28 protein-coding genes, 1 tRNA gene and 2 pseudogenes are annotated in these 25,924 nt (G+C 69.4%); 16 read left to right on the plus strand and 15 right to left on the minus strand.

Translation table 11 applies throughout. The annotated features are described in order from the left end of the window. Positions 1–153 precede the first annotated feature (153 nt). The 3 genes from AB0B86_RS05035 to AB0B86_RS05045 are packed head-to-tail and all read left to right on the plus strand — an operon-like array spanning position 154 to position 2,046. Positions 154–372, plus strand: a complete 219-nt coding sequence (locus tag AB0B86_RS05035; protein WP_357402848.1) for an MbtH family protein — start codon at positions 154–156, stop codon at positions 370–372. Further along, a complete protein-coding gene (locus AB0B86_RS05040) occupies positions 369–1,340 on the plus strand; it encodes an ATP-binding cassette domain-containing protein (RefSeq protein WP_357402448.1) in 972 nt (323 codons plus the stop codon). Before AB0B86_RS05035 ends, AB0B86_RS05040 begins: the two co-directional genes overlap by 4 nt. A 4-nt stretch (positions 1,341–1,344) precedes the next feature. After that, the gene (locus AB0B86_RS05045) at positions 1,345–2,046 is read left to right on the plus strand and encodes a 4'-phosphopantetheinyl transferase superfamily protein (protein ID WP_357402446.1); all 702 of its coding nucleotides are present in this window, start codon (positions 1,345–1,347) and stop codon (positions 2,044–2,046) included. Between the two features lie 74 nt (positions 2,047–2,120). On the opposite strand, the gene AB0B86_RS05050 is transcribed toward AB0B86_RS05045, so the two are convergent. Further along, complete coding sequence (locus AB0B86_RS05050; protein ID WP_357402444.1) at positions 2,121–2,906, minus strand: AfsR/SARP family transcriptional regulator; 786 nt, start codon at positions 2,904–2,906, stop codon at positions 2,121–2,123. Positions 2,907–3,222: 316 nt separating this feature from the next. Here AB0B86_RS05050 and AB0B86_RS05055 point away from each other — a divergent pair, with 316 nt between their 5' ends. Further along, the gene (locus AB0B86_RS05055) at positions 3,223–3,372 is read left to right on the plus strand and encodes a hypothetical protein (RefSeq protein WP_357402442.1); all 150 of its coding nucleotides are present in this window, start codon (positions 3,223–3,225) and stop codon (positions 3,370–3,372) included. Positions 3,373–3,737: 365 nt separating this feature from the next. Here the strand turns inward: AB0B86_RS05055 and AB0B86_RS05060 are convergent, their stop codons facing one another. Beyond that, positions 3,738–4,691, minus strand: a complete 954-nt coding sequence (locus AB0B86_RS05060; RefSeq protein ID WP_357402440.1) for a LuxR C-terminal-related transcriptional regulator — start codon at positions 4,689–4,691, stop codon at positions 3,738–3,740. A 750-nt stretch (positions 4,692–5,441) separates the two neighbouring features. On the opposite strand from AB0B86_RS05060, the gene AB0B86_RS05065 reads away from it, so the two are divergent. The 5 genes and pseudogenes from AB0B86_RS05065 to AB0B86_RS05085 all read left to right on the plus strand — a co-directional run bounded on the left by AB0B86_RS05065 (position 5,442) and on the right by AB0B86_RS05085 (position 8,252). After that, positions 5,442–5,960 (plus strand): histidine phosphatase family protein, encoded by a 519-nt coding sequence (locus AB0B86_RS05065; RefSeq protein ID WP_357402438.1) that lies wholly within the window; start codon positions 5,442–5,444, stop codon positions 5,958–5,960. Positions 5,961–6,129: 169 nt separating this feature from the next. Next, positions 6,130–6,657 carry a DUF6244 family protein gene (locus AB0B86_RS05070; RefSeq protein WP_357402436.1) on the plus strand — a complete coding sequence of 176 codons (528 nt, stop codon included), beginning with the start codon at positions 6,130–6,132 and terminating at the stop codon, positions 6,655–6,657. Between the two features lie 210 nt (positions 6,658–6,867). After that, a pseudogene (locus AB0B86_RS05075) lies at positions 6,868–7,254 on the plus strand (hypothetical protein). Between the two features lie 13 nt (positions 7,255–7,267). Continuing rightward, positions 7,268–7,717 carry a SitI3 family protein gene (locus AB0B86_RS05080; protein ID WP_357402434.1) on the plus strand — a complete coding sequence of 150 codons (450 nt, stop codon included), beginning with the start codon at positions 7,268–7,270 and terminating at the stop codon, positions 7,715–7,717. Positions 7,718–7,787: 70 nt separating this feature from the next. Continuing rightward, positions 7,788–8,252: a DUF296 domain-containing protein gene (locus AB0B86_RS05085; RefSeq protein ID WP_357402432.1), complete on the plus strand. Its 465-nt coding sequence runs from the start codon at positions 7,788–7,790 to the stop codon at positions 8,250–8,252. A 207-nt stretch (positions 8,253–8,459) separates the two neighbouring features. Here AB0B86_RS05085 and AB0B86_RS05090 read toward each other — a convergent pair whose 3' ends face one another. After that, positions 8,460–9,524: a DUF4365 domain-containing protein gene (locus tag AB0B86_RS05090; protein ID WP_357402430.1), complete on the minus strand. Its 1,065-nt coding sequence runs from the start codon at positions 9,522–9,524 to the stop codon at positions 8,460–8,462. A gap of 181 nt (positions 9,525–9,705) precedes the next feature. Continuing rightward, on the minus strand, positions 9,706–10,125 hold the full coding sequence (locus tag AB0B86_RS05095) for a hypothetical protein (RefSeq protein WP_357402428.1): 420 nt from the start codon (positions 10,123–10,125) through the stop codon (positions 9,706–9,708). Between the two features lie 279 nt (positions 10,126–10,404). Between AB0B86_RS05095 and AB0B86_RS05100 the strand changes: the two genes are divergently transcribed. Both AB0B86_RS05100 and AB0B86_RS05105 read left to right on the plus strand, forming a co-directional pair. After that, a complete protein-coding gene (locus tag AB0B86_RS05100; RefSeq protein ID WP_357415410.1) occupies positions 10,405–11,037 on the plus strand; it encodes a hypothetical protein in 633 nt (210 codons plus the stop codon). A gap of 521 nt (positions 11,038–11,558) precedes the next feature. Next, positions 11,559–11,634 (plus strand) — tRNA-Arg (locus AB0B86_RS05105). A gap of 234 nt (positions 11,635–11,868) precedes the next feature. Here the strand turns inward: AB0B86_RS05105 and AB0B86_RS05110 are convergent. The 6 genes and pseudogenes from AB0B86_RS05110 to AB0B86_RS05135 form a co-directional block, all read right to left on the minus strand. Continuing rightward, complete coding sequence (locus AB0B86_RS05110) at positions 11,869–12,288, minus strand: barstar family protein (protein WP_357411688.1); 420 nt, start codon at positions 12,286–12,288, stop codon at positions 11,869–11,871. A gap of 25 nt (positions 12,289–12,313) precedes the next feature. After that, positions 12,314–13,003, minus strand: a complete 690-nt coding sequence (locus tag AB0B86_RS05115; protein ID WP_357411687.1) for a Type 1 glutamine amidotransferase-like domain-containing protein — start codon at positions 13,001–13,003, stop codon at positions 12,314–12,316. Between the two features lie 80 nt (positions 13,004–13,083). Then, complete coding sequence (locus AB0B86_RS05120; protein WP_357411686.1) at positions 13,084–13,443, minus strand: hypothetical protein; 360 nt, start codon at positions 13,441–13,443, stop codon at positions 13,084–13,086. Between the two features lie 254 nt (positions 13,444–13,697). Further along, entirely contained in the window at positions 13,698–14,459 is a 762-nt protein-coding gene (locus AB0B86_RS05125; protein WP_357411685.1) for a hypothetical protein, read from the minus strand. Positions 14,460–14,520: 61 nt separating this feature from the next. Next, entirely contained in the window at positions 14,521–15,123 is a 603-nt protein-coding gene (locus AB0B86_RS05130; protein WP_357411694.1) for an ATP-dependent Clp protease proteolytic subunit, read from the minus strand. A 397-nt stretch (positions 15,124–15,520) separates the two neighbouring features. Continuing rightward, a pseudogene (locus AB0B86_RS05135) lies at positions 15,521–15,754 on the minus strand (helix-turn-helix transcriptional regulator); the annotation flags it as partial. 292 nt (positions 15,755–16,046) lie between these two features. On the opposite strand from AB0B86_RS05135, the gene AB0B86_RS05140 reads away from it, so the two are divergent. After that, a complete protein-coding gene (locus AB0B86_RS05140) occupies positions 16,047–17,060 on the plus strand; it encodes a potassium channel family protein (RefSeq protein WP_357411684.1) in 1,014 nt (337 codons plus the stop codon). Positions 17,061–17,078: 18 nt separating this feature from the next. Here the strand turns inward: AB0B86_RS05140 and AB0B86_RS05145 are convergent, their stop codons facing one another. Beyond that, the gene (locus AB0B86_RS05145) at positions 17,079–17,558 is read right to left on the minus strand and encodes a MarR family winged helix-turn-helix transcriptional regulator (RefSeq protein WP_357411683.1); all 480 of its coding nucleotides are present in this window, start codon (positions 17,556–17,558) and stop codon (positions 17,079–17,081) included. An 82-nt stretch (positions 17,559–17,640) separates the two neighbouring features. Here AB0B86_RS05145 and AB0B86_RS05150 point away from each other — a divergent pair, with 82 nt between their 5' ends. Beyond that, positions 17,641–18,285, plus strand: a complete 645-nt coding sequence (locus AB0B86_RS05150; RefSeq protein ID WP_357411682.1) for an NAD(P)H-dependent oxidoreductase — start codon at positions 17,641–17,643, stop codon at positions 18,283–18,285. A gap of 69 nt (positions 18,286–18,354) precedes the next feature. On the opposite strand, the gene AB0B86_RS05155 is transcribed toward AB0B86_RS05150, so the two are convergent. The 3 genes from AB0B86_RS05155 to AB0B86_RS05165 form a co-directional block, all read right to left on the minus strand. Beyond that, complete coding sequence (locus AB0B86_RS05155; RefSeq protein WP_357411681.1) at positions 18,355–19,389, minus strand: 2-oxoacid:ferredoxin oxidoreductase subunit beta; 1,035 nt, start codon at positions 19,387–19,389, stop codon at positions 18,355–18,357. Further along, complete coding sequence (locus AB0B86_RS05160) at positions 19,382–21,229, minus strand: 2-oxoacid:acceptor oxidoreductase subunit alpha (protein ID WP_357411680.1); 1,848 nt, start codon at positions 21,227–21,229, stop codon at positions 19,382–19,384. Before AB0B86_RS05160 ends, AB0B86_RS05155 begins: the two co-directional genes overlap by 8 nt. A 374-nt stretch (positions 21,230–21,603) precedes the next feature. Continuing rightward, positions 21,604–23,001 carry a hypothetical protein gene (locus AB0B86_RS05165; RefSeq protein WP_357415421.1) on the minus strand — a complete coding sequence of 466 codons (1,398 nt, stop codon included), beginning with the start codon at positions 22,999–23,001 and terminating at the stop codon, positions 21,604–21,606. A 179-nt stretch (positions 23,002–23,180) separates the two neighbouring features. Here AB0B86_RS05165 and ndhC point away from each other — a divergent pair, with 179 nt between their 5' ends. Beyond that, positions 23,181–23,558 carry an NADH-quinone oxidoreductase subunit A gene (gene ndhC / locus AB0B86_RS05170; protein ID WP_088986508.1) on the plus strand — a complete coding sequence of 126 codons (378 nt, stop codon included), beginning with the start codon at positions 23,181–23,183 and terminating at the stop codon, positions 23,556–23,558. Positions 23,559–23,631: 73 nt separating this feature from the next. On the opposite strand, the gene folP is transcribed toward ndhC, so the two are convergent. After that, complete coding sequence (gene folP, locus AB0B86_RS05175) at positions 23,632–24,501, minus strand: dihydropteroate synthase (RefSeq protein WP_357415425.1); 870 nt, start codon at positions 24,499–24,501, stop codon at positions 23,632–23,634. Between the two features lie 152 nt (positions 24,502–24,653). On the opposite strand from folP, the gene AB0B86_RS05180 reads away from it, so the two are divergent. Beyond that, positions 24,654–25,364 carry a DivIVA domain-containing protein gene (locus tag AB0B86_RS05180; RefSeq protein ID WP_357415428.1) on the plus strand — a complete coding sequence of 237 codons (711 nt, stop codon included), beginning with the start codon at positions 24,654–24,656 and terminating at the stop codon, positions 25,362–25,364. Beyond that, positions 25,361–25,858, plus strand: a complete 498-nt coding sequence (locus AB0B86_RS05185; protein WP_357415431.1) for an SRPBCC family protein — start codon at positions 25,361–25,363, stop codon at positions 25,856–25,858. The genes AB0B86_RS05180 and AB0B86_RS05185 overlap by 4 nt, the downstream gene beginning before the upstream one ends. The last annotated feature ends 66 nt before the right edge of the window (positions 25,859–25,924 follow it).

The raw sequence follows: 25,924 nt of genomic DNA on the forward strand, positions 1-25,924 counted from the left end.
CGGCCCAGGCCCCTCGCGGCCTGGGCCGTTTTCGCACCTCAAAGCCGATCAGTAGGACGTCAGCGGACGGTCAGCGCGAACTGTCAAAGTTTGGTCACAACGGCTCGTCGGCACCTGCCGGCAGTGCCCTCCCGCCGGCAGCTCAGAGGAGTAATCGTGACCAACCCCTTCGACGATTCCGACGGCATCTTCCGCGTGCTGGTCAACGACGACGGCCAGTACAGCCTCTGGCCGAGCTTCGCCGCGGTGCCGGCCGGCTGGCGTGTCGTGCTGGACGAGGCCACGCACGAGGCGGCCGCCCGGTACATCGACGCGACCTGGACCGACCTGCGCCCGCGGGGCATCGCCGGCCAGGAGAGCGTGCTGGCATGAGCGGGTACACCGAGGACTACGCGATCGAGGTCGAGGGGCTGCGCAAGGCGTACCCCGGCCACGAGGCGTTGCGTGGCATCGACCTGAAGGTGCCGTCCGGCACGGTGCTGGGCCTGCTCGGGCCCAACGGGGCGGGCAAGACCACGACCGTACGGATCCTGGCCACCCTGCTGGCGCCGACCGCCGGCCGGGTCCGGGTGGCCGGCTACGACGTGGTGCGCACACCTCGCGAGGTGCGCCGCAGCATCGGCCTGGCCGGCCAGTACGCGGCGGTGGACGAGGTGCTCACCGGCCGGGAGAACCTGGTGCTGATCGGCACCCTGTTGCACCTGGGCCGGGCCGGGGCCCGCCGGCGCGCGGACGAGCTGCTGGAGCGCTTCGGCCTGACCGAAGCCTCCGGCCGGCCGGCCGGTACCTACTCCGGTGGCATGCGCCGCCGCCTGGACCTCGCCAGTTGCATGGTCGGGCAGCCGAAGGTGCTGTTCCTCGACGAGCCGACCACCGGTGTCGACCCGGCCAACCGGCTGGGCCTGTGGGAGGCCGTCCGCGGGCTGGTCGCCGAGGGCACCACCGTGCTGCTGACCACGCAGTACCTGGAGGAGGCCGACGCGCTCGCGGACCGGATCGTGGTCATCGACGGCGGCCGGGTGGCCGCCGAGGGCACCGCCAAGGAGCTCAAGGCCCGCGTCGGCGGGCAGCGCCTGGAGATCGGCCTGACCGACCCGGCCGCCATTCCGCGCGCCACCGCACTGCTGCGCGAGGTGGCGGTCGGCGAGATCCTCACCGACGAACGCCAGGGCACCGTCTCGCTGGAAACCGACGGCGGTCTCGACGGGCTCTCCGCGACAGTGGCCCGGCTACGCGCCCACGGCATCGACGTCAGTGAGTTCGCGCTGCGCCGGCCCACCCTGGACGAGGTGTTCCTGCACCTGACCGGGGACAGCGCTCACGAACCGGCCGGGGTGTGACCGCTTGGCAGCGGCGATCTGCACGGTCCACTGGGCGCGGCCGCAGTGGGATCCGGGCGCGCACCGGTTGCTCAGCGCGGAGGAACGCGACCGGTACGAGCGGCTGCGCAACCCGGCCGACCGCAACCGGTTCCTCACCGGCCGGGCGCTGATGCGGACCACGCTCGGCACGTTGCTGAACTGCCGGCCCGAGGACGTCCCGATCCGCCGGGACTGCCGGCACTGCGGTCAGGGACACGGCAAGCCGTACGTGCCGGAAGCCCGTACGCGGTTCTCGCTCTCGCACTCGGGCACGTGGGTGGCGCTGGCCGTCTGCGAGACCGGCGAGCCGGGCGTCGACGTTCAGCAGGTCGGCGCCGGCGACTACGAGCGGCTGGCCCCGAAGGTGCTCTCCGACGTCGAACTCGGCCGTTTCGCGGCCCTGCCCGCGCAGGTCCGGGAAGCGGCGTTCGGCATCTACTGGAGTCGCAAGGAAGCGGTGCTCAAGGCCACCGGACACGGGCTGGTCGTGCCGATGACCCAGCTCACCGTCGCCGGCCATCGGGTGCCGACGTCGGTGCTGGCGTTCCCCGGCCTGCCGGGGGGCGCCGCGATCGCGCTGGCCGACCTGGACGCCGGGCCGCGCTACTCGGCGGCCGTGGCGGTGATCGGTGCCACCTCGCTGGTGGTGGACGATCGGCGGGTTGCCGCGTTGGCGCAGGTGTGAGCGGCGCACACGAACAAGCCGCCGCCGATACCTCTCGGTGCCGGTGACGGCCTTCTCTTGCGTACCCGTGACTGCTACGACACCGGGGAGGGCCGCAGCGCGGCGAAGCTGCGGTCCTGGTTGAGGATCGCGTGCTGGACCTGATGCAGCCGGGGGCCCGGCTCCAGGCCGAACTCCGCGCCCAGCCAGCTGCGGATGTTGTGGAACACCGCCAGCGCCTCGCTCTGCCGCCCACTGCGGTACAGCGCCAGCATCAGCAGCTCGCTGAGCTGCTCGTCGGACGGGTGCTCGGCGACCAGCTGTTTGATCTCGCTGATCAGCCCGTGGGTGGCGCCGCGGACCAGATTCGCCTCGGCGAGCTGCTTGCGGACGTCCAGGCGGCGCTCGGAAAGGCGGACCGTCACCGCGCGGCAGGTGTGCCCGCCGGCGACGTCGAGCAGCGGCATGCCCCGCCACTGCTGTAGCGCTGCCTCGAAGAGCCCGGCCGCCCGGGCCGGATCCGTGAGCAGACACGCCGAACCGGCCCGGGCCAGGTCGTCGAACCGTTTGGCGTCGACCGCGTCGGGCTGCAGGTCCAGCAGGTAGCCGTTGGCCTCGGCGCGCACCAGGTCAGCGTCCAGGCCAACCAGGCTTGCCAGCAGTCGTCGCAGGCGGGCGACATTCGCCTGCAGCGCGTTGCGGGCGTTGCCCAGCGGCCGATCGGCCCACAGCTCGTCGATGAGCTGCTCGGTGGACACCACCCGGCCGCAGGAGAGTGCCAGTAGCGCCAGGATCGTGCGCGCCTGGTTGGGTCGCACGGATGTCTCGCGGCCGTCGTGACGAAGAATGGTCGTTCCCAGGAGGCCGATCTGCAGGTTCATTTCCGTCTTCCCCCGTTGAATTCGTTAGGGCTTTCCGAAGGCGGCGCTCTCGCCGAACCCCTGATGCCCGCCGACTCGGCGACCTTTCAATAGGCGATCGGCCGAGTGCCTGCGTTGACAACCTAACGTCGAACGGTGGGCAGAACCAGTGGCCTTTTCCTGCCAGGCGTGGCGCCGGGTAATTCCGGCCTGCTTCGGCGGGGGCGTCCACATCGGTTGTTGCAGCCTCCGTCCAGGGCAAACATGTTTGCCTGCCGAACCCGGTCGGCCAGAGTTGTGGCAGAACCCGAACGCTGATGACACGGGAGAAGAGAAGATGCGCAAGGCCGTCCTCACCCTCGCCGCACTGCTGACTATCGGTGGCGCCTCCGCCGCCATTTCTGGAGCTGCCGGATCCGGTGTTTCGCAGGCTTCCTCGGGGGCCTCGACCGGTGGTGCGGCGCAGTACAACTTCGGTTGGGACTGATACTAATATCTCGGGCGGGCCCGGTCGGATCCTATGATCCGACCGGGCTTTTTCCGTCACGGTCACGGCAAAGTCGGAGGGTGTGCATCCGCAGGCCATTACGCCGCCGGTGGCCCTGACGTGATCGGCGATGGCGGCTGACAGGCACCGGCCCGATCAGCCGCATGTCCACCATGCGGTGGTGCATCCGCAGGCCAGCCAGGAACCGTGCGCGCGTGACCCGACAGCAGGCTCAGCAGCCTGCGGTCGAGACGTGCTTCGAACGGACCGTACCGGATCACCAGACACCCCGTTATCGTCGCCGCTCAGGGATCCGTGGGGAGTGGGCAACACCGGCAGCTGCAGGTTCCCGTCCCTCGCACCGATCACTCCAGATCATCAGCGGTCAGCCACTCCCGGACCACGGCCTTGGCGCCGGCCTGGAAACGGCTGCGCGCGTCGAGCCGGGTGAGCAGATCGGAGGCGATCCGCCGGGCGGTGCGCACCGAGACGCCCATCCGGCGGGCGATCATCTCGTCGGTCAGCCCTTGACCGAGCAGCTTGAGCACGTCCCGGTCCTGCGCGGACAGTCCCTCGTCGTCGCGGCGCCTGGGTGAGCCGAGCGGCGTCGCCGTGCGCCACACCGACTGGAACAGCGCAGCCAGGCCGGCCACCACGCCCTCGCTGGTCACCACGACCGCAGCCGCCCTGGAATCCTCGGTCTGCGCCGGGACCACGGCCACCCGCCGGTCGACGATGAGCAGCCGCAGCGGCAGCGTCGGCGCGGTCCGCACCTCGCTGCCCAGGTCCGACAGCCAGCTCGCGTACTTCAGGGTGTGCGGGTCATTGCGCACACTGTCCAGGTAGACGGTGCGCACCCGGACCCCGCGGTCGATCGCCACCGCGTCCAGCTGCTGGCTGGCCAGCAGGCTCTCCTGGGACTGCGCGCCGCCGGGCATCAGGGACGCGTTCTCCCAGACGCAGGACTCGGCGAGTTCGCTGATCTTGGCGCGGATGGCCTCGATGCCCTCCAGGCGTTCGACGCCGGGCTCCACAGTCGGCGTACGGTCGACGGTCCGGCTGGCGACCAGCAGCTCAAGCGCGGCCCGGGACTCCTCCATCTCGCGCTGGCGGCGGGCGACCAGCGCGGCAATCCCGGTCGCCGGATTGACCACGCGGAACCGGCCACCGTCCTGAGGCGGCTCGTACACCAGTGACATCTGCACCAGTTCGTCGAAGGCGTTGCGGACCCGCTCCTCCGGCAGTTGCATTTCCAAGGCGACGGCGTCGAGCTTGGCACCCGGATTGCCGAGAAGCGCTAGATATACGGATTCGGTCATTGAATTCAGCCCCAAGGCTTCGAACATGTGCACTTGCCTCCCCGTTGGCGAGCCCTCCAGATGCTACTAGCTGTGCGGGAGTAGCAGTGCCACCACTGGGCGGTTACACACGTTCAGGCGTCGAACTTCATTCGGTACGAATCCGGCGAGGTGTGGATCAATGGTGCCATGACGTGTCGGCACTGACTTGCTCACTCGGGTGTTGCGTCGGATGCGCGTGAGAGTGGACGGTCCCGCCTTCCGGATACGACCGGTGGGCGTACCGAAATGCAGCGGTCGGGGGCATTCCTCCGATTCCCACTGTCGGCGGCGAGCGTCGGCTTCGGCTGTGTTTCCGGCGGATACGGCTGATCTGCCGCGATCGTTGCGGGTGCCAAGGATATGGAGGCGTCCAGTGAGCGCAGAAAGGAGATACGGGCACCAGGCCGCTCGGTGGATGGGCCGAGATCGGACTAGCACGGCAGCCGCCGTTCAGGATCATGGTTGGAGTTCGAGATTGAGGCGGCGTGTGTAGTGGGCTCGTCGGGCTCGGGCTCGGTGCTGCCGTCGCCCAGCCTGACCAGTGCAAACGGTGGCCGAGGTCGCTGATCGGGCGGATGATGCGGGCGTTGATCAGGCGGCGGATCTCGTTGACGGTCAGCTTGATCAGCCGGCTGTCGGTTGAGTCGTCGGTCGCGTCGCCGGCGCAGACAGCCAGGACGGCGAGGGCGGCCAGGGCGAGAGTGATGAAGCGGTCGGAGGCCTCCAAGAGTGTCGCGGACCGACCGACCGAGGCCGACGCCAGATCGAACGACCAGCCCAACGACTCGGTCAAGAGCACCACGAGCGCCCGATTCGCCATCTACACCACGCCGCTGCGCCGAGCCCGGGAAGCGCTGCGATCATGGGCGCTCACCTCAACTGGACGCCGAGACCGTCGCCGACCTCGCCGAGCAGGACTACGGCACCGCCGGCGGCCGGCCGTGGACCGACGTCGTCGCTGAGTACGGGGACATCCCTGCCCTCGATGCGGACCGTCCGCTCGCGGCCGGCGGCGAAACCTGGCGGGACTACCTGCATCGGGCCAGCGTCGCCATCGGCGAGATCATGACCCGGTATGTAGGTGAGCGCGTCCTCGTCGGCCACGGCGAAACCATCGACGCCGCATTCCACCACTTCCTGGCCGTGCCTGTCGCCGGTGGGGCCACCGCCTCTGTCGCGGCGTACCACGAGCGTCACGACCTGGGTGCAGCAGCCGCTCTCGTGACCCGACCCTCCGTTGGGCCCTGACCAGCCACAACGACACCCGGCATCTGTTCGCAGATGCAGAGACGACCGATAGTTTGGGGGTCATCTGCGGTGCCGACCGCCTCGTCGGTGCCTGGTTGCCCCTGGCAAGGAGCCCGGTAGGTTCAGCTGTCGAGCACTTTCGCCCTCATCGATTGGGGATGCCGGCCACGTGTCGCAGATCGAGAAGATCGCCGCCGAACTTCGCGCGATGATGACCGGAGTCGAACGTGCACAGGGGTTGGCAGCCGCTGCTGACAGCCAGGCACAGGAGGTGGCGTTGCGGGCCGCGGGCGCGGGCCTCGTCGCCGTGGCGGCGGGTGTGGCCCGGGTACGCAACGCGATCACGGGCATCCAGGGTGGCCTGGGGAGTCTTGCCGGTTCGATCGGTGAGGCGACGAAGGCCACCCTGGCGGTGCCGAACGAGGCCACCCCGCAGGAGACGATCGCAGGGCTGGCGCCCGTGCTGACCGCCGTGGACGCCGCTCGTGACGCGGCAGCCGGGGCCATCACCGGAGTCGGTGAGGCGCAGCAGCTCGTCGCCGTGGTCCTGCAGGGCGGGCAGCCCGGGCCGCTGTTGCAGGCCCTGGAAGCCATCAAGCAGGTCCTGGTGCTGGTCGTTCAGCGCACCGGCGGGACCCGGCAGGCCGTTGAGGCGGCGATCGCGCAGGCCCGGCAGTTGGGCTCGTCGGGAAACTGACGAGGGCTGGCGGTCATCCACCGGCCAGCCCCACCCCTCATACCACCGGCAGCCCATCCCCGACGACCCCCACCCTGGGCAGGACTGTCTCCACGGACCCTGACGCAGCAACCCCGTGGACCAGGCGTCCCACCGGCGTCGGCGGTGGGACGCCTACCGGACGTCGAACCCGGATCTCCGCGAACGAAAAAGCCACGGGAGCGCCGTGCCCTGGAGTTGGAGAACGAGTGTGCCGACAGGGTCGCCGGCAAGGGGTACCGGGTCCACCAAAACCCCACGAGACAGGAGGTCGCGGACGCGCGACGCGAGACCGGGGATTCTGGGAGGCCGGAAAAGGCACCCGACTTCCTCATCGAGGGGCATGTCTTCGACTGCTACGCGCCCACTGCTCCCGTCCCGCCCCGCGCCGTCTGGAGCGCCGTGTCCAGAAAGGTCGACGCGGAGCAGACCCAACGCGTGATGGTGAATTTCCACGACTAGCGAGGAGACCTCGCCGCCCTGCACAAGCATTTCCAGGACTGGCCCGTAGCGGGGCTGAAAGAACTGGCGGCGGTAACGCGCGACGGTGCGATCATTCAGATCATCCGGCGAGACTGATGAAGGGGTGCAAATGGCTGTCGAGTACCGGCTTGCGCTGGCGGGCGACATTCCACTGGAGCAGGTGGCGGCGTTAGCTGCTCCCGGAGCGGTCGAGACGTCCACGGCGTCCGGCGGCAGGGTGCTCAGCGCCGACCTGAACGACGAGCGCGGGTACGTCGTGGACATCACCGGCGGCCGGCACGGCTACTACAGCGCCGAGGACGACGGTGGCGCTCTGTGGGAATGGGAGCCGGAGACCTACGTCGACGTCAGCTTCTACATGCGCAAGGAAACCCTGGCCGACAAGGGCAAACCCCACATGCTGGCGACCGTGGCCAGAATCCTCGCCGGCAGGGCCGAGGATGCGGCCCTGACCCTCAACGGCGACGTACTGATGCTAACGCGCAGCGCGGGGACCATCGCGAAGCACAACACCGACGGCTGGTACGACGAAGACTACGACAGGATTCTTCACCCCTGACGGGCGTACGTCCTCGGCTGGACCCACCACAGCCACTTCCCCCGACCAACCCGGCCGGAAGTGCCTCAGTATGCGCAGCCACGATCTCACGCCCGGACGGATGATCGGCGTCATCTTCGATCATGGCGACGACTTCTCCACCGCCCTCGCTGACGCCTGCCGCGCCAACGGCATCCAGCACGGCTACATCCCCGTCTTCATCGCCGGGTTCAGCACGGTCGAGATCGTCGGCACCTGCCAGCCTCTGGACGACCCCCAAGCCCCGGTCTGGGACCGGGTGCACCTGACCGACGTCGAAGCGCTCGGCGGCGGCACCATCGCCTACGACGACGCCCACGACCGGATCGCGCCGCACATCCACGTCAGCGTCGGGCTCAAGGAGCACAGCGCGACCGGCCACACCAGTCACCTGCTCGCCGCCACGGTCCAGTTCCTCACCGAGATGCTGATCATCGAGGTCGCTGCGCCCATCATGTGCCGTATCCCCGAGGCGAGCCTCTACGACGTACCGCTGTTGCGCATCGGCGACAACTGACAGGCAAGTGGCATCCACGACCGCCACGCACACCGGATCGCTGCCCTAAGCCACGGCGTCTCGGTAGCAGCCGCAGCTGCGCCCTCGTCGAGCAGGACTACCTACGCGGAGTCCTCCTGCGGGAGGGGCCGACCTGGGGCTCGCAGGCTGCCATCATCGCGGCATGAGCGGATGGCTCCACGACGTGTGCTCGGCGAATCGGGCGGCTCAGCTCGTATAGAGGAAATTGATGTGGTCCCAGGAAATCTCAGGAGCGAAGTCAAGGTACACGAGGGTAGTCACGAGCAGCAGAAACGTGATGGCCTCGACGCCGGCCTGCCGCACCTGAGCGTAGGAGCCGTGGGTTCCCGAGTCGCGGAGGGTGCTGCGCCATAAGCCACCCGTCCCGCTGAGGTCACAACCATTAAAGATGACGGCGAGGTTCGCGCCGGGGGCACGACATCGATCGATGAGCTCTACGGTTGCTGTGCGTTCGGCGTCATCCAGCCTCTTCCGTCCGATAGCCCGGTCGATGATAATCACGACTTCGCCATGCAGGGTCTCGTAGGAGGGCTCGATGCGAAAGTCGTCGTCGGGTCCGTAGCCGTACTCGGCGAAGGCCGGCGACTGCCAGCTCAGCGTCTCGTACAGACGTCCTCGGATAGCCTTCAGATCCGGTGCAATGTCGATGACCTCCAGCCCTCGGAAATCATGTGCGGCGAGCAGTCGCTCGACGAGTTGCTCGAATGTGGCCGGGGGCGGTGGCGCGATTTGAGACCTGATCGGATCATATCGATGTCCCAAAGGCCGTCCCCTAAATGCGGGCCCATCGATCCGCATGCTTCGGTGCCGCAGCATGGCAACGATACGTGCCTCATCCAGCTTCATCGACCTCGCGACGCGCAGCGTAACCTCGCCCTGGCCGACAGGGATGGCGGAGTAAAAGTCGCCGCGCGGCCACTGCCGTTCAACGATGTCCCGGACGTCCTCGGCAATAAAATCGGCAGCGGACTCCACGTAGACCACAAGATAGACAGGCTCGGGTGCTGCCACCCAGAACCGAAGGTGGTCCACTTTCACTTTAACGTCCACGGTGTGGGCAGCCTGATACGCCGCCAGCGGCAGCGTGCCGGCCCTCCTGCCCTTGGCCTGAAACCACACTCGAACCTGACTCGCCTTCCTCGCTCCTTCTCCTTCTAGGAAAAGGTGCAGGCCCGTATCGATCGCCGCTCGGTCATGCTGGTAGTTGAGGACCAGCCCGTGCCGAGTTAGCAGGGCCTTCAGCTCGGCCATGTAGGCTGCTTCGAAGGCATCGCTTTCACCGGTCTCTGGCACGACTAAAGCCTCCCACACTGCAGGCGGAGGACGGGGTTCCACAACATCGAGATCCGCGCCGCGAGCCGCGAGTGGTCACCTACCCGTCCACATGGCGGTTTGGCAGCATGGATTGTGTGCGCTAGACCGTTTCGGTGCATCACGCAAGGTCTCCAAAGGAGTCTTCGCCGGGCCGCCAGCACATCCAATGCCCATCCTTGAAGCCGCTCAGGAGCGCGATCTCCGGCCCGGACACCTCATCGACCGCTGGACGCAGGCAGATCGCCCCTTTGGCGAACTCGATTCGAAGGCCCTGGCCGGCGCCTTCCGCCGTCGCCACAACAAGGAAGGGTATGAATGCGCGCAAGGCGTCGGCGTAGCCTAGCTGCCCCTGAGCGACCAGACCGGCCGGCGCCTCCACCACGGGCAACACGTCGCAGTTGAGGACAGGCATGTCCTCCGTCGGTCCGTCGAAGCGCAGTTGCACGTAGTCCATGACGAACTGGACCGAGTAGAGACGGAAGCCGACGAGACGACCCAACAACCCGTTGGCCTCGTACGCACCGGGCTCCGACGGCATGGCTTGATCTTGCCTGATCGAACGCCAGCAGGCATCCTCAATTCGGGACGACCGAGCGTTCGACCACCCACGCCTGTCACGCAACGTGACGCGCGGTCGGCCGCAGAAGCGGATGCCGTCGGCGGCAACGCAGGCGTTATCCGTCGCGGTGAACACTGCCAGCGGCAGATCCGGATCCGGCGGCCTGGCTGCCTGGGCCGAACCGTGACCGGATGTGTGCGCCGCCTTCGCGGGATGCGCGGAACCTCCTCGGTGCGTGCCCCTGCTATACAGGCACCTGTGGATATCTCGCCAATCTTGGCGGCGGTGCTCGGACTCGTCGCGACGGCTGCGTCTGGCACGCTCGTAGAGTGGGCGCGCTCCTGGCTGCGACGGCGGTCCCGAGTCGAGGTGCGAGTCGGCGATTCCACGCTCCAGATTGCTAGCGCCACTCCCGAACAGGTGCGCCATGCGGTCGAACTCTGGGTTCAAGGAGCCGCTGAGCGGCGTGTCGCTGAGGATGACGGCCGCGACATAGAGCTAAGTGTGGAGATCGAGAATGTGACTTCCGCCCTGCTCCGTTCGGCGGATCAGCTCCAGAAGATCATGGCTCGTACCCAGCAACTCAAAGACACTACCGCCGAACTGATTGCCAAGGCCGAGCAGGCGGAGTCGCTAGCCGCGCTCCACGAAGACGAGGCGCGACGCATCGCGGCCGTCCTCGGCGAACAATCGAATGAGGCTTTCCGGGCCCAAGTAGCGGTACTGAAGGACGAAATTGTCCGGCTTCAGACCGAACATGCGGCCGAACTCAGAAGGGTCCAAGCTGGTTCTATTCGGAGTAGCTGGCTGTTCTTCGTCGGCGGCCTTCTCGCCGCCGTTCCAGTCGGACTCCTTGGCAGCTGGTTGGCCAAACTGCTTGGGTGGAACTGACACTCGACCTGTCGTAGCTTCGTTCTGCACTTCTTCGTTTATGGCGATCGACACCCAAATCGCCCATGATCCGGTGCACGTCATCGGTATGAGCGGACACCTGATGGGGACCGTCGCCGTAGGCATCAGGGTGGGGCGTCGTCTTCACAGGCCCGACGGACCAACCCTATGAACCAATCGTCCGCTGACGTGCTCTGCGGGCCTCGCCTTCGGCGTGCTTGAGGCCGAGGGCTGATTCGTGTCGGTCACCACCGTCCAGTGCGCGGCCGACGGTCCCGGGCCGAGGGAGCGCCCATCATGATCTTCGGTGATGTGCGCGGTGTGTGCTCTCCAGCGGATGCCAACCAGGGCGAACCGCGGCCAACGCGGGTGACCGCGGCGTACCGACGGTCGCAAACCGGGGTTCGTGTGCTCCGGCTGTGGTCCTGGGCTGGGACAACGGCGGTCCGGGGAACGCGGGTGAACGTGGGCCAGTCCCTGCCACCCCAGGTGAACCCCAGGTCGCTAGACTGTGCGCTCGCGCCCCCGTAGCTCAGGGGATAGAGCATCGGTTTCCTAAACCGTGTGTCGCAGGTTCGAATCCTGCCGGGGGCACCAGGTCGTAGCCTTGATCACTGATCCGTCTTCCGGGGCTTTCGATGCCGCCGGGTGCTCGATCCCCGTCCGGGGAGGCTGGACGCTCGGAGACCGCCTGGCGAGGAGGTCCGCCGCTTCCAGCAGGGCGCGTACGGCTATGCAGCCATTCACCCGCAGCATTCGTCAGCGTCGCCGATCGGGGCGGTAGCGTCACCGGTTCCCACTGCCACTGCGTCACGATGTCCAGCCCGGAAGCTAGGCCAACTCCAGGACGATGCCGTCCTCGGACTCGTCGCCGCCCGGGCCGTAGTGACGGATGATCTCGACGATTCTGTCGAACAGCGTCGGTCCCTCGCCGCGTCGCGCGTCGCTGATCTCGGCCGTGATGCTTGCCCGGTGTGACGGGTGGCAGGTCCGGAGGATCTGCTCCAACCATCGGACGGTGGCGTCGTAGCCGAGCGCGTCTCGCGACAGCTCGGAGTTGACCCACCTCAGTACCCATCCGTCCGCAGGTGTCCCGAAGCCTCCGCGCAGGATGTCATTGAGGGCGTCCAGGTTGCCGTTCCACGTCGAGTGGCCGAGCAGCCGTGAGAACTCGCGGGCGAGGCCATCGAGATCGGAGAAGGACGTCCCGTCGATGACAAGCACGGGAAGGGCGCCATGATCGGTGGTCACGGCATCTGAGTATGGAGCACCGGCGTCAGGAAGGGTTGAACAGCCGCCAGTTGCCCTCGGAGACGACCTCCACTGCGCCGTCGACCACTGTGATCGCCGTCTCATCGTCGATCGCGTATGTCGGGACCGGGATCCCGGACGCCCACTTCTCGATGTTGGCCGCCGTGGCGTCCGCCATGCCCTCGCAGTCCAGGTGCGGATACAGCGTGAAATCCAGCAGTCCCAGCGCCCGGTCGGCTCCGACCGCCATATTGCTGCCGTCCGGCACGAAAGCCAGGTCGAACTCCGCGTCGCAGTTGTAGGGGGTCACCGCGATGCTCCCGGCGCTCATTCCCACGTAGACCGACTCGTTCAGCGACGGCAGGAGATCCGCCAGGCCGGACTCACGCATCCAGTGGGTCAGATACAGCACGTCGCCGCCCCAGACGAGCAGAGCGTCGGCCTCGCGGACCGCCGGGACCCAGTTCTCTTCTCGGATGGTCGGCAGCGCGGTGAGCTCCAGCACCCCCAGGGACTTCCAGCCCAGGTCACACATCGGGTGCGGGGCCGTGCCGGAGATCGCCTGCCACGCCCGGCCGGCACCACCGGGGAAGGGGTACACACCGGTCGGGATGATGAGGGCGTTGGACTCGGCGATCGGCTTGCCCAGCAGGTCCACGAGTGCGCTGGAGATGCTGGGGTTCCTGATGCCTGCGGAGGTGAGGAGGAACTTCATGAGACCCATCCTGGATTCGCGGTATGACATCGAGCCGCATGACAGTGTCCGAGCAGAGCCGGGAAGCGTACGGCACAGCGTCAGTTCGTGCGGACGATGCCGGTCATGCCCACGACAGCGAGGACGACGGCAGCCGCGAGCAGGTAGCGCCGCAGGCGCGGCTCTCGCACCGCGTAGGTGGACAGGCCGAACGCGCCACCGAGGACCGAGGTCGCGTACCACGGGAAGGTCGTCGGAGTGGGCTGCTCGATGAAGATCATAAAGGTGGCCATGACCGCGACGAAGATCGTGGCGTAGGCGACGGACTGCCGCAGGTTGCGGTAGGCGGTGTGCTGCAGACGGGCGACCGCCACGCGGTACGCCTCCACCGCCGCGGCGCGTTCATCCTCGCTGACCTGCCGTCGCCGGATACGGCTGCCAGGTTTTCGGCCCCCACTCATGCCGCCGAAGGTACATCGACCGGCAACGCTCCCTGTCCTGGGAGGGTGCCGCCGGGCCGTGAGCGGCGAACATTTGTCTCCCTTGTGGTCGTCTGCCACGAGGACGGATCGGCGCCGCGGATTGTTACCCGTGGTGCTGTGACCTCAGGTACAGCCTTACCGCAGCGGGTGTCCTGCCGGGTCGCGTCTGGTGCCCAACGGCACGTGGGCCGCGGAAAACCCGCAGCCCACGTGCCGGACGACGTGCTTGTTGATCAGAGGAACGCGTACATCTCCTCGGCGGCGGCCTCGGTGTCGCCGGCGGGCGGGGCCTCCACCGTCACCGACTTGCCGAAGTCGCTCATCCGCATCTCGGTGACGAGGTCACCAAGCGACTTCGTGGCGATCGTGTAGGAGAGCATGGTGAGGCGTCCGTCGGCGTCGAGGGTCGCCTCGAACGGAATCGCGGTCGGGTCCTTCGCCAACTTGGCGGACGACTCGATGCCCTCCCGCATGCCGGCCTCGGTGCTGGCGGCCTCGGCCGCCTTGTTGAGATCGGCGACGCCGGTGTAACGGCCACCGCCCACCTCCTGGGCGGACACGGTGCCGCCGACGAGACCGGTCTGCGACTTGAAGTCGAACGACTGACGCAGCGTGCTCGTCGGCTTGAGCTTGCCGAGGTCGATCTTCATCCAGGGCTTCTCGCCCTCCATCGACTCCGACTTGATGTAGGCGGCCTCGCCGATCAGCCGGACCTCGATCGGTTCCGGGGCGTTGCCGCTGATCTGGATCGCCTTGGCGGCGGGGTCCATCTTTCCGCTGAGGGTGATCGACTGGGGGCCGGCCTTCACCGACGCCTGCATGCTGAGCGAGCTGGCGAGGCTGCGGTCCATGCCCTGCTTGACGGCAGCGACCGGTTCGAGCTTGGCCGGGGGGGCCGAGGCGGCAGGTGCCGCGGGGTTGTCGGATTTGGTGCCGCAGCCGCCGACGAGGGCGACGGCGAGGGCTATCGATAGGGTGGGGATCAAGCGACGCATAGACGTGACCCTAATAGGCGCCCGCTACCCGATTTTCGCCAGTGGTGGCGGCACCGGCCGATCAGGGTGTCGTCGGCAGTTGCCCGGCCCGGGTGAGCACCTGGTCGATCAGGCCGTAATCCCGGGCCTGCTCGGCGGTGAACCACCGGTCCCGGTCCCAGTCCTGCTGGATCTCGGCCAGGGTCCGTCCACTGTGCTGAGCGATCAGCTCCTGCATGGTCCGCTTCACGTGCAGCATGTTCTCCGCCTGGATGGTGATGTCCGAGGCGGTGCCGCCCATTCCACCGGACGGCTGGTGCATCATGATCCGCGAGTGCGGCAGCGCGTACCGCTTGCCGGCGGCGCCCGCACAGAGCAGAAACTGGCCCATCGAGCCGGCGAACCCGAGCGCAAGCGTGGCCACATCGTTACGGACGTAGCGCATCGTGTCGTAGACCGCCATTCCCGCGCTCACCGACCCGCCCGGCGAGTTGATGTAGAGGAAGATGTCCCGGTCGGAGTCCTCGGCGGAGAGCAGCAGGATCTGCGCACAGATCTGGTTGGCCGACTCCTCGGTCACCTCGGTGCCGAGGAAGACGATCCGTTCCCGCAGCAGCCGCTCGAACACCTGGTCGCCGAAGGACGGCTGCGCGCCGTCAAGCATCCGTACCCCGTAGGAGATCATGCCGCCGCCTTCCACCACGCCGGCGAGCGGTGGGACCGCCCGATGGACCGGCCCCTTCAGCGTGCGGGCCACGGCGGCCCGCGGCCCAGGGATTCTGCCGGCGGCAGATCCGCCGACGGCAGAACGGCGCGGCCTACGCGGCGGTCAGCCGCCGCGCGCCAGCCCGGGCCGGCTCGCCACCAGGCCGGGAGGGGGTACGCGGGCCGGGGTGCGAGCCGCCAGCGGAGGCGATCGAGTCGATGCTGAGGACCGGCTCGCTCAACCCCGGCCGGTCGTGCGGGACGAACCCGCCCCACCGGGGGGCCACCAACACTGTGGCGTTGCCGATCTCCCGTCGCGTCGCGTCGACCCGCTCGAGCTGGGTCAGCACGGCCCGCGGCGCGGCCGGGAGGCGCGGCTCGACCCGGCGCATGTCGTCGCGGGCCTCCCCGAGCAGGTCGGCCAGGCTGATGCCGAGCGCCCGGCAGATCGCCGCGAGCACCTCCGAGGAGGCCTCCTTGCGGCCCCGCTCGACCTCCGACAGGTAGGGCACCGAGACGTCGGCCGACTCGGCCACCTCGCGCAGCGTGCGGCCCTGACGCTGGCGGTGGCGGCGCAGCACCCCGCCGATCACTCGTCGCAGCAATGACACGCGGGCCTCCCTTTCGCGGTCGTCGTCGGGGGACCTCCCCATCATGCCCGCTGCCGAACCCGTCGGCGGTCCCGTCCGGGCCCGCGCCGCTGTTCGTCGATCAGCCGCCGCCGCAGCAGCAGCATGGTGCGTACCCCGCGCGTCCAGGACGTCTGCCTTTCGCAGTAGTGCCCAGGAGCGGTGCAGCTCGGGCAGGGGAGCCGGTTGTCCGCTTGGCAACCCGGACGTGTCCGGGCTGGCGTACCCGCTATGTTGTGCTCGTGCAGGCGACGGTGACGGGGCAGGTTCGACGGTGATCCATTTTCCCGCGCAGCGTCGGGGCCCGCTGAGCGCGCTGAGTCTGCGCCTCGCCGCCGCCCTGGGCCTGGTCTTCGCAGTGGTCGCCGCGGTCTATCTGGGCCGGGACGGCTACCGCGATGTCAACGAGGACGGACTCACCCTGCTCGACTGCTTCTACTACGCGGTCGTGTCGCTCTCCACCACCGGCTACGGCGACATCACGCCGTCCGCGCCGTCGGCCCGGCTGGTGAACGTCCTCTTCATCACTCCGGCCCGAGTGATCTTCCTGATCATCCTGGTCGGCACCACCCTGGAAGTCCTGACCGAGCAGTACCGGACCGGCCGTCGCCTGTCGCGGTGGAGGAGAAGCGTGAAGGACCACGTCATCATCTGCGGCTACGGCACCAAGGGGCGCAGTGCCGTCTCGGCCCTGCTGGAGAACGGTCTCGACCGGTCGCGGATCGTGGTGGTGGAGCGCAGCGCCGCCGCCCTGCGGCAGGCCACCTCCGCCGGTCTGGTGGCGATCGAGGGCTCGGCGACCCGCTCGTCGGTGCTGAACGAGGCACACGTCAAGAACGCCAAGGCCGTGATCATCGCGACCGACAGTGACGATGCGTCGGTACTTGTCGCGCTGACCGTACGGCAGCTCACCGCCGGGCAGGTCCGGATCATCGCGGCGGCCCGCGAGGCGGAGAACGCGCCACTGCTCAAGCAGAGCGGCGCGCATCACGTGATCGTCTCGTCGGCGACCGCGGGCCGGCTGCTCGGCCTGTCCACCTCGGCCCCGCCGCTTATCGACGTGGTGGAGGATCTGCTCACTCCGGGTCAGGGCATGGCGCTGGCGATGCGCTCGGCGGAGCGGGACGAGGTGGGTCGCTCGCCCCGCGAACTGGACTCGTTGGTGATCGCCCTGGTGCGGCGGGGCAAGGTGGTCACCCTGGCAGACCGTGCCGGCGCGGTGATCGAGACCGGCGACATGCTGGTGCACGTCCGCGACGACCGCCCTCAGTCGGCGACGACCGCCTGACTGTCGCTCCGCGCCCCGTCAGCAGGAGTCCACGTCGGCGCGGAGCGCCTCGGTGCAGATGGCCGGTGACGTGTTGACGGCACGCCGAAGCAGGTCGTAGAGCGTTTCCCGGTCCGCGGGCCCCAACGCTCCGAGCACCTCGTCCTCAGCGCTCGCGAGGGCGCATTCCGCCTCGTTGAGGCGTTTCGCGCCGTCTTCGGTGAGTTCGACGACGTGGCGCCGACGGTCCTCGGGCGATCGGCGTCGCTCGACCAGCTGATCGGCTTCCAGGTCGTTGAGCAGCCCGACGATGTTGGTGCTGTCCATCTCCAGCGTGCTGGCGAGCGCCTGCTGGCTGCTCCCGCCGCTGTCGCGCAGCACGGTGAGCGCCACCAGGTGCCGCGGGCGTAGGCCCAGTGGTGCCAGCACCGACTCCGAGCGCAGACGCATCCGCCGGGCCAGATGGTCCAGCAGCGCCCCAGAGCGGTGCTCCGGGGTTTCAGGCGCCTGCGCGGACATGTGACCCAGTCTACCGAGCGATCGGAACATCGGCCTGCTATAAATAGTTGGTGCTGCACAGACGATCCTTGGAGGGGTAATAATGCATCTGCTGCATATCGACTCGAGCATTCGGGGAGACTGGTCGGTAAGCCGTCGGCTCACCGCCCGCGCGGTGGCCAACTGGCGCGCGGCTCACCCAGACGGCACTGTGACCTACCGAGATCTGGGCGCGGAGCCGCTGCCGCACCTCGACGCGGCGGGCGGCCTGGCTCGGATGACGCCGCCGGACCAGCACACCCCGGCCCAGCGCGAATCCTGGGAACTCAGCGAGCGACTGGTCGACGAGGTGAAGCAGGCCGACGTCGTGCTGCTCGGCCTGCCGCTGTACAACTACGGCGCGCCCAGCAGCGTCAAGGCCTGGGTGGACCACCTGATCGTCGCCGGCCTCACCTACGACCCGACGACGCAGGAGGGTCTGCTCACCGGCCGCGAGTTCGTGGTGTTGGCCACCCGGGGTGGCGGCTATGGCGAGGGCACCCCACGTCACGGCTGGGACCATGCGGAGCAGTGGCTCCCACACGGCCTGTCAATGACCGGGCTGGAGCCGCGCTTCATCAGCACCGAGTTGACCCTGGCACCCACGGTGCCGGCGATGGCCGAGCTGATCCCGCTGCACGAGGCGAGCCTCACGGCGACCGAGAAGGAGATCGACAACCTCTGGACGCCGGCCTCCGCCCAGCGCTGAGAAAGCGCCGGTACGACGAGAGCGGCCGCCCCCGGTTCGGGGACGGCCGCTCTCGTCACAACTGACGGATCAGAGGATCGTCCAGGTGTCACCACTGGCCAGCAGGCCGGCGAGCTGCTGCTCGGGCGTCTCGGTGACAGTCGCCTTGGCGGCCGCGAGCTGACCCTGCACCACACTGTCGTAGGACGGCCGGTCCACCGAGCGGAACACCCCGATCGGGGTGTTGCGCAGGTCCAGGCCGGGCAGCCGGGACAGCGCGAAGGCGTACGCCGGGTCGGCCACCGTCGCGTCGTGCACGACGATCTCCTCCGGGTGGACCGAGCTGGTCTCCCGGACCTCCAGGCCGAAGCCACCCGGCGGGTGCACCACGCAGAACTGCCCGTCGGCGCCGAAGGTGATCGGCTGGCCGTGCTCCAGGCGGATCAGGTAGTCATCTCGCGTCGACGGGTCCTTGAGCGTCTCGAACGCCCCGTCGTTGAAGATGTTGCAGTTCTGGTAGATCTCCACGAACGCCGAACCCTCGTGCTCGGCGGCGGCCCGCAGCACCGACTGGAGGTGCTTGCGGTCGGAGTCGATGGTCCGGCCGACGAAGCTGGCCTCCGCGCCGAGGGCGAGCGAGAGCGGGTTGAACGGGGCGTCCGCCGAGCCGGCGGGAGTCGACTTGGTGACCTTGCCGACCTCGGACGTGGGCGAGTACTGGCCCTTCGTCAGACCGTAGATCCGGTTGTTGAACAGCAGGATCTTGAGGTTGACGTTGCGCCGCAACGCGTGGATCAGGTGGTTGCCACCGATGGAGAGCGCGTCGCCGTCGCCGGTGACCACCCAGACCGACAGGTCCGGCCGGGACACCGACAGGCCTGTCGCGATCGCCGGGGCGCGGCCGTGGATCGAGTGCATCCCGTAGGTGTTCATGTAGTACGGGAAGCGTGACGAGCAGCCGATCCCGGAGACGAAGACGGTCCGCTCGCGCGGGATGTTCAACTCCGGCATGAACTGCTGGATGGCCGCGAGGATCGCGTAGTCACCGCAGCCGGGGCACCAGCGCACCTCCTGGTCGGACTTGAAGTCCTTCGCGGTGAGCTTGAGGGCGACGGGCTCAGACATTCTTCAGGACCTCTTCCAGCGTCGTCTCCAGCTCGGCGGCCGTGAACGGCAGGCCGCGGACCTGGTTGTAGCTGATCGCGTCGACCAGGTAGCGGGCCCGGATGACGTGGGCGAGCTGGCCCAGGTTCATCTCCGGGATGACCACCTTGTCGTACGCGCGCAGCACCGCTCCGAGATTGGCCGGCATCGGCGCCAGGTGCCGCAGGTGCGCCTGGGCGATGGACAGCCCGCGCTGGCGCACCCCCCGGCACGCCGCGCCGATCGGTCCGTACGTCGAGCCCCAGCCGAGGACCAGCACCCGGGCGTCGCCGTCCGGGTCCTCCACCTCGATGTCCGGCACCGGAATCGCCTCGATCCGAGCCGCCCGGGTGCGAACCATGAAGTCGTGGTTCGCCGGGTCGTACGAGATGTCGCCGGTCTTGTCGGCCTTCTCCAGGCCACCGATCCGGTGCTCCAGCCCGGCCGTGCCGGGGATCGCCCACGGCCGGGCCAGGGTCTCCGGATCACGCAGGTAGGGCAGGAAGGTGGTGCCGTCCTCGCCGTTGGGCTCGGTGGCGAACTCGACCCGCAGGTCGGGCAACGACTCCACGTCGGGCAGCAGCCACGGCTCGGAACCGTTCGCTACGTAGTTGTCGGACAGCAGGATCACCGGGGTGCGGTAGGTGAGCGCGATCCGGGCCGCCTCCAGCGCCGCGAAGAAGCAGTCCGACGGAGACCGGGGCGCGATCACCGCGACCGGGGCCTCGCCGTGCCGACCGTAGAGCGCCATGTTGAGGTCGGCCTGCTCGGTCTTTGTCGGCATGCCCGTCGACGGGCCGGCGCGCTGCACGTCCACGATCACCAGCGGCAGCTCCAGCGCCACCGCGAGGGAGATCGTCTCGCTCTTGAGCGCCACGCCGGGGCCGCTTGTGGTGGTCACCCCGAGCGACCCGCCGTACGACGCGCCAAGCGCCGCGCCGACCGCGGCGATCTCGTCCTCGGCCTGCACGGTGGTGACACCGAAGCGCTTGTGCTTGCTCAGCTCGTGCAGGATGTCCGAGGCGGGCGTGATCGGGTACGCGCCGAGGAAGACCGGCAGCCCGGAGCGGACCCCGGCGGCGACCAGCCCCAGCGAGAGCGCCGCGTTGCCGGTGATGTTGCGGTAGGTGCCCGGCTTCATCTTCGCCGGCTTGACCTCGTAGCGGACCGCGAAGTCCTCGGTCGTCTCGCCGAAGTTCCAGCCGGCCCGGAAGGCGGCGACGTTCGCCGCGACCAGCTCCGGACGGGACGCGAACTTGCGCTCCAGGAAGCGCAGCGTCGACTCGTAGGGTCGTGAATACATCCAGGAGAGCAGGCCGAGGGCGAACATGTTCTTCGACCGCTCGGCGTCCTTCTTGGACACCTGGTAGTCGGCGAGCGCGCCGACCGTCATCGAGGTCAGCGCCACCGGGTGCACGACGTAACCGGCGAGCGAGTCGTCGTCGAGTGGGCTGCCCTGGTAGCCGACCTTGGCGAGGTTGCGCTTGGTGAACTCGTCGGTGTTGACGATGATGTCCGCGCCGCGCGGCAGGTCGGCCAGGTTGGCCTTGAGGGCCGCCGGGTTCATCGCCACCAGCACGTTCGGCGCGTCACCCGGGGTGAGGATGTCGTAGTCGGCGAAGTGCACCTGGAAGCTCGACACGCCGGGCAGGGTGCCGGCGGGAGCCCGGATCTCGGCGGGGAAGTTTGGCAGCGTGGAGATGTCGTTGCCGAGCTGCGCCGTCTCCGAGGTGAACCGGTCGCCGGTCAGTTGCATGCCGTCGCCGGAGTCACCGGCGAACCGGATAACCACCCGGTCGAGTTGACGGATCTGCTTGGTCACTGTGCCACCTTCGTTCGCGGCTGTGGGGCTCGCAAAGTCAGCTCACTCCTCGCGCTCGCGTCTGCACCTCGCGCCCGCTGCGCGCGGTCGCGCTGGCGGCTGAACATGATGGCGACCTCGCCTTGCCCGGCCACTGAACCTCCTTGACGCGACGTTTCACCGCACCGCCCCAGGCTGGTCCGGCCGCTGTCGTACCTCATCTGAGAGCCTACGTCTAAGGGAGCCCTAACCATTGCCGGAGGTCCGCCGAATGGGACCGGACTGAGCGGATAATTGACCGTCTTTGCGGCGTTATAACCCGCCCGCCGTAATTCAGATCACCACTTGTCGGCGCCGGCGGCCCCGGACCCCGCCGGTCCGGGGCCGCCCGTCGATCAGTCGGTGGGGTGCGCCGTCGGCTCGGGCGTCGGGCCGCCGGCGAACCGCCGCCGCAGCGCGATGGTGGCCAGCGCGAGAGCAAGCACCACAAGCAGCGCGGAAACCACGATCAGGAGGATCGCGGTACGCCGTACCGAGGTCGTCCCGTCCTGCCCGGCGGCGGCACCCCCGGCAAGCACGCCCTGGGAGCCGGTCGGCGCGGGCGGTGAGACCACAGGCGTGGCCAGCGCCGCTGCCGCGGTGATCCGGAAACTCATCTGCATCTGCCGGGTCGCGCCGCTGCGCGGGTCGAGTTGGCCGATCACGGCACCGGACAACGGCGCTTCCCGCTGGGCCTGCGGCGTCGCCTCCACCGGTAGCCGCACCTCGGCGGCCCGGCCCGCCGCAACAGTGCCCGCGTCGCAGCGGGTCCGGGTCGGGTCGACGGTCACGCAACCGGGCGGGGGGGCCGGTACGGTCACCCCGCCCGGCAGGACCACCTCGACCCGGCCGGCGGCGTCCACCGTGCCGGTGTTGCCCAGCCGGAGGGTGAGGGTGCTGGCGGTGCCGCTGATGTCGAAGGCGACCTCGTCGGCGGCCAGCGTGATCCCGGGCGCCGGTGGGCCGGGCGGGAAGAGCACAGCGAACCCCTGGTCGTCGACCGCTTCCCCGGGGACCCCCGGGGCGTCCGCGACGACCTGGACGACGCCGGCGAGGGGCATCTGCCGCCACGCGGTGCCGTCGACCCGCAGCCGGAGCACCGCGCTGAACCGGACGCCGGCCGCGGCCGTCCAGGCCCCACAGTGGTACGTACCCCCACCGGCGGCGGCGCAGCCCTTGGTCCCCGCGTCGGTAAGCCCGACCGGCAGCGTGTACGAGAGCCGGATCCGTTGCGCGGTCGTGCCGGTGTTGTTGACGGTGACCTGCAGGGTGGTGGCGGTGCTTGCCGCGTTCCAGTACGCGGTGGGGAGCGTGACGTCCTGGGTGGTGACCTGCACACCGAGTGGATTCGGCGGGGGCGCCTCCGAACCCGGCGCGGGCGGGCGGACCGGCGGGGCCGGCGGCGCGGGCTGCACCGGGGGCGCCGGTGTGGGGGGTCCACCCGGCGCGGGCGCGGTGACGCTCGGTGCCGGCGGCACCTCCGGCGCGGTGGTCTCCGGTGCCGGTGGCGGCGACTCCGGCAGCGGCGCGGTGGTCTCCGGTGCCGGGGTGCTCGGTTCCGGGGACCCGCCCGGCTCCTCGGTCGGGGGTGGGTCCTCGGTGGGGCTGCTCCCCGGCTCACCCCCGGGTTCGTTCACCGGGTCGGTGGTCGCCACGACCGGATCCGCCTGCGGCGTTGCCGCGCCGGCCCAGGCCGGCCCCAGGGCGAGCGCCGCGAGCAGACCGAGCGTGAGCGAGGTCCCCAGCAGGGACATGAGGCGCCGCCTCTCCGCCCGCTTACCGGGCGATGCCTTCAGGCGGGCCATCTGTCCTCCGGTGCATGGGTGGGGGTCCAATGTTCGGCAACAGTTGCCCCAGCGCACTAGTCCCATCCGGAAACAAATCCGTAACGTGTTTGGGACGACCCCTCCGGGCGGACGGTAGGCTCCCGACTGTGACCGGATACCTGGGCTCGTACGCGACGCTCGGGCTCTTGCTGCTCGCCAGCGTTCTGTTCTTTGTTACGGCGTTCTCGGCCAACCGGGTGTTACGTCCGGCGCGCCCGGCCGACCCACCGGGCAAGCGGGCCAGTTACGAGTGCGGGCTCGACCCGGTCGGCGCGGACTGGGCTCAGATGCAGATCCGCTACTACGTCTACGCGTACCTGTACGTGCTGTTCGCGGTCGAGGCGGTGTTCCTCTTCCCCTGGGCGGTGGTCTTCGACCGGCCGGGCTTCGGTCTGGTGACGGTGGTGGAGATGGCGGTGTTCGTGGCGGTGCTCGCGCTCGGCATCCTCTACGCCTGGCGGAGGAACATCCTCCGCTGGACCTGAGCGTCACCGCCGCCGGCGATCGGGCGGGTAGCACGCCCGCCGGCTGTCGGTTCCGGCGACGACCGGACGACGGTCAGGCCAGACCACGGCGGGTCGCCGACGGCGGACGGTTGCCCCGGATCGAGGCCACCATGTCCAGCACCCGACGGGTCGGACCGACCTGGTGGGCCCGGAACACCCGGGCGCCGAGCCAGGCCGAGACCGCCGTCGCGGCGAGCGTTCCCTCCAACCGGTCGGGCACCGGCAGGTCCAGCGACTCACCGATGAAGTCCTTGTTGGAGAGCGCCACAAGCACCGGCCAGCCGGTCGCGGTCAGCTCGCCCAGTCGACGCGTGATCTCCAGCGAGTGCCGGGTGTTCTTGCCGAAGTCGTGGGCCGGGTCGATGAGGATGCCGTCGGGGCGCACCCCTGCTGCCACCGCTCGCTCGGCGAGCCCGGTCACCGTCGCGACCACGTCGCTTACCACGTCGGTGAAGGCGGCCCGGTGCGGCCGGGTCCGTGGGACCAGGCCGCCGGCGTGCGAGCAGACCAGGCCCGCGCCGGTCCGCGCGGCCACCCGGGCCAGGGCCGGGTCGGCACCCGACCAGGTGTCGTTGAGCAGGTCGGCGCCGGCGGCCACCGCCTCCGTCGCCACCTCGGCACGCCAGGTGTCGATGGAGATCACCACCTCCGGGAACGCGGCCCGGACGGCGGCGATGGTGTCGACAGTGCGGCGGATCTCCTCGACGACGTCCACCTCCGCGCCGGGCCCGGCCTTGACTCCGCCGATGTCGATGATCGCCGCACCCGCTGCCACGGCCCGCTCCACGGCGCGCAGCGCGCTGTCGGCGGCGTAGGTGGCTCCCCGGTCGAAGAACGAGTCCGGGGTGCGGTTGACGATTGCCATCACCACCAGCTCGTCGGGGGCGAACGTGCGACCGCCAAGCCGAAGCGCCCCGGCCATTCCCGCCTCCTGAGAGTCCGCCGTCGCTGCCGCGTCGGCCGACCCCGACGCTAGTCGCTGGTCCGGCCGCGGCTCCGGCCGGCGTCGGTACGGATCGGATCGGGACGGGTGGCGGGGTCGCTCCCGGCCGGCTGCCGTGCCACGATCAGTACATGGGTCAGCTTCTGCTCCTCCTGGTCGTGGCGTTGACGGTCGCAGCGGTGATATTCGGCGTGACGGTGCTGGTCAGCGGCCGTGATCCCGGCTTGGTGGCCGCCGAACCGGATTCGCAGGCCGTGGCGCTGCCCGGCAGCCGGCCACTGCGTGAATCCGACGTGGGGGCGGTGCGTTTCGACACCGGGTTGCGCGGGTACCGGATGGCCCAGGTCGATCAGGCGATGCGCCGTGCCGCCTACGACATCGGCTACAAGTCGGAGCTGATCGGCGTACTGGAGGCGGAGGTCACCGCGTTGCGTGCGGGCCGCATCGACGACGCGGACGTGCTGCGCGACGCCCGCGAACAGTCCGCCCGCCGAGCGGTGAACGCGGACGCGGCCGAGCCCGACGCGGCGAAGTCCGAGGCAGCCGACACCGACGCCGTGAACGCGGACGCGGCCGACTCCGACGCGGCGGAGTCCGATGCGGCCGACACCGACGCGGCGGTCGTGACGCCGGCCGCTGAGCCGGGCTCCGGGGCAGCCCCGGTCGGCTCGACAAGCGCCGAGGCGCTGCCCGCCGCCACCTCGTCATCTGCGGATTCCGACGGCGTGGCACCGGCCGACCCGCCGGCAGGCGCTGCGGCGGCCGATCGCGAGCAGACCCACGGCGAGCCCGCCGACGGCACCGGGCAGCACGGCGCGACGGTTCGGTCGGAGTCGGCGTGACCGGCCCGGGGGGCGCCGACGATCTTCGTGAGGCCGCCCAACCCGGTGCTGGTGAGGTAACCGCCACAGTGATCGTCGACGCGCCTGCCGAGCGGGTCTTCGCCGCCCTGCTCGCCTGGGACCGGCAGTCCGACTGGATCCCGTTCACCCGGGTGCGTGTGGTCGAGGGCGACGGACGCGAGGGCAGCCGCGTGGAGGCGGTGACCGCGCTCGGCCGGGCCGTGCTGCGCGACGAGATGCGGGTGGTCCGGGTCGACGAACCGTACGAGATCGGCGTGGTGCACTACGGTCAGCTGCTGCGCGGCCCGGGTGTGCTGCGCTGCACCCAGTTGGGCCGGGACCGCACCCAGGTCGTCTGGCACGAGTGGTTCCACCTGCCGGGCGGTCGCGCCGGTCGGCTGGCGTGGCCGGTGCTCTGGCCCGGCTCGAAGCTCGGCCTCACCCAGGCGCTGAAGAGGTTCGCCAGGCTGGTGGAGCAGGGCCGGCTGCCCTGACCGTGCCCGGCGCGGGCGGCCAGCCCGGTGCCGGCGGCAATGGGGTGTCGGAGCGATGCCCTAGCG

The sequence above is a fragment of the Micromonospora sp. NPDC049047 genome (assembly GCF_040649135.1).
Classification (GTDB): domain Bacteria; phylum Actinomycetota; class Actinomycetes; order Mycobacteriales; family Micromonosporaceae; genus Micromonospora.

Coding starts and splice junctions, on each gene's coding strand:
- AB0B86_RS05040 (WP_357402448.1), top strand. CDS start 369: ATGAGCGGGTACACCGAGGACTACGCGATCGAGGTCGAGGGGCTGCGC.
- AB0B86_RS05050 (WP_357402444.1), bottom strand. CDS start 2,906: ATGAACCTGCAGATCGGCCTCCTGGGAACGACCATTCTTCGTCACGAC.
- AB0B86_RS05055 (WP_357402442.1), top strand. CDS start 3,223: ATGCGCAAGGCCGTCCTCACCCTCGCCGCACTGCTGACTATCGGTGGC.
- AB0B86_RS05060 (WP_357402440.1), bottom strand. CDS start 4,691: ATGACCGAATCCGTATATCTAGCGCTTCTCGGCAATCCGGGTGCCAAG.
- AB0B86_RS05080 (WP_357402434.1), top strand. CDS start 7,268: ATGGCTGTCGAGTACCGGCTTGCGCTGGCGGGCGACATTCCACTGGAG.
- AB0B86_RS05085 (WP_357402432.1), top strand. CDS start 7,788: ATGCGCAGCCACGATCTCACGCCCGGACGGATGATCGGCGTCATCTTC.
- AB0B86_RS05090 (WP_357402430.1), bottom strand. CDS start 9,524: ATGGCCGAGCTGAAGGCCCTGCTAACTCGGCACGGGCTGGTCCTCAAC.
- AB0B86_RS05095 (WP_357402428.1), bottom strand. CDS start 10,125: ATGCCGTCGGAGCCCGGTGCGTACGAGGCCAACGGGTTGTTGGGTCGT.
- AB0B86_RS05115 (WP_357411687.1), bottom strand. CDS start 13,003: ATGAAGTTCCTCCTCACCTCCGCAGGCATCAGGAACCCCAGCATCTCC.
- AB0B86_RS05120 (WP_357411686.1), bottom strand. CDS start 13,443: ATGAGTGGGGGCCGAAAACCTGGCAGCCGTATCCGGCGACGGCAGGTC.
- AB0B86_RS05125 (WP_357411685.1), bottom strand. CDS start 14,459: ATGCGTCGCTTGATCCCCACCCTATCGATAGCCCTCGCCGTCGCCCTC.
- AB0B86_RS05130 (WP_357411694.1), bottom strand. CDS start 15,123: ATGATCTCCTACGGGGTACGGATGCTTGACGGCGCGCAGCCGTCCTTC.
- AB0B86_RS05145 (WP_357411683.1), bottom strand. CDS start 17,558: ATGTCCGCGCAGGCGCCTGAAACCCCGGAGCACCGCTCTGGGGCGCTG.
- AB0B86_RS05150 (WP_357411682.1), top strand. CDS start 17,641: ATGCATCTGCTGCATATCGACTCGAGCATTCGGGGAGACTGGTCGGTA.
- AB0B86_RS05155 (WP_357411681.1), bottom strand. CDS start 19,389: ATGTCTGAGCCCGTCGCCCTCAAGCTCACCGCGAAGGACTTCAAGTCC.
- AB0B86_RS05165 (WP_357415421.1), bottom strand. CDS start 23,001: ATGTCCCTGCTGGGGACCTCGCTCACGCTCGGTCTGCTCGCGGCGCTC.
- folP (WP_357415425.1), bottom strand. CDS start 24,501: ATGGCCGGGGCGCTTCGGCTTGGCGGTCGCACGTTCGCCCCCGACGAG.
- AB0B86_RS05180 (WP_357415428.1), top strand. CDS start 24,654: ATGGGTCAGCTTCTGCTCCTCCTGGTCGTGGCGTTGACGGTCGCAGCG.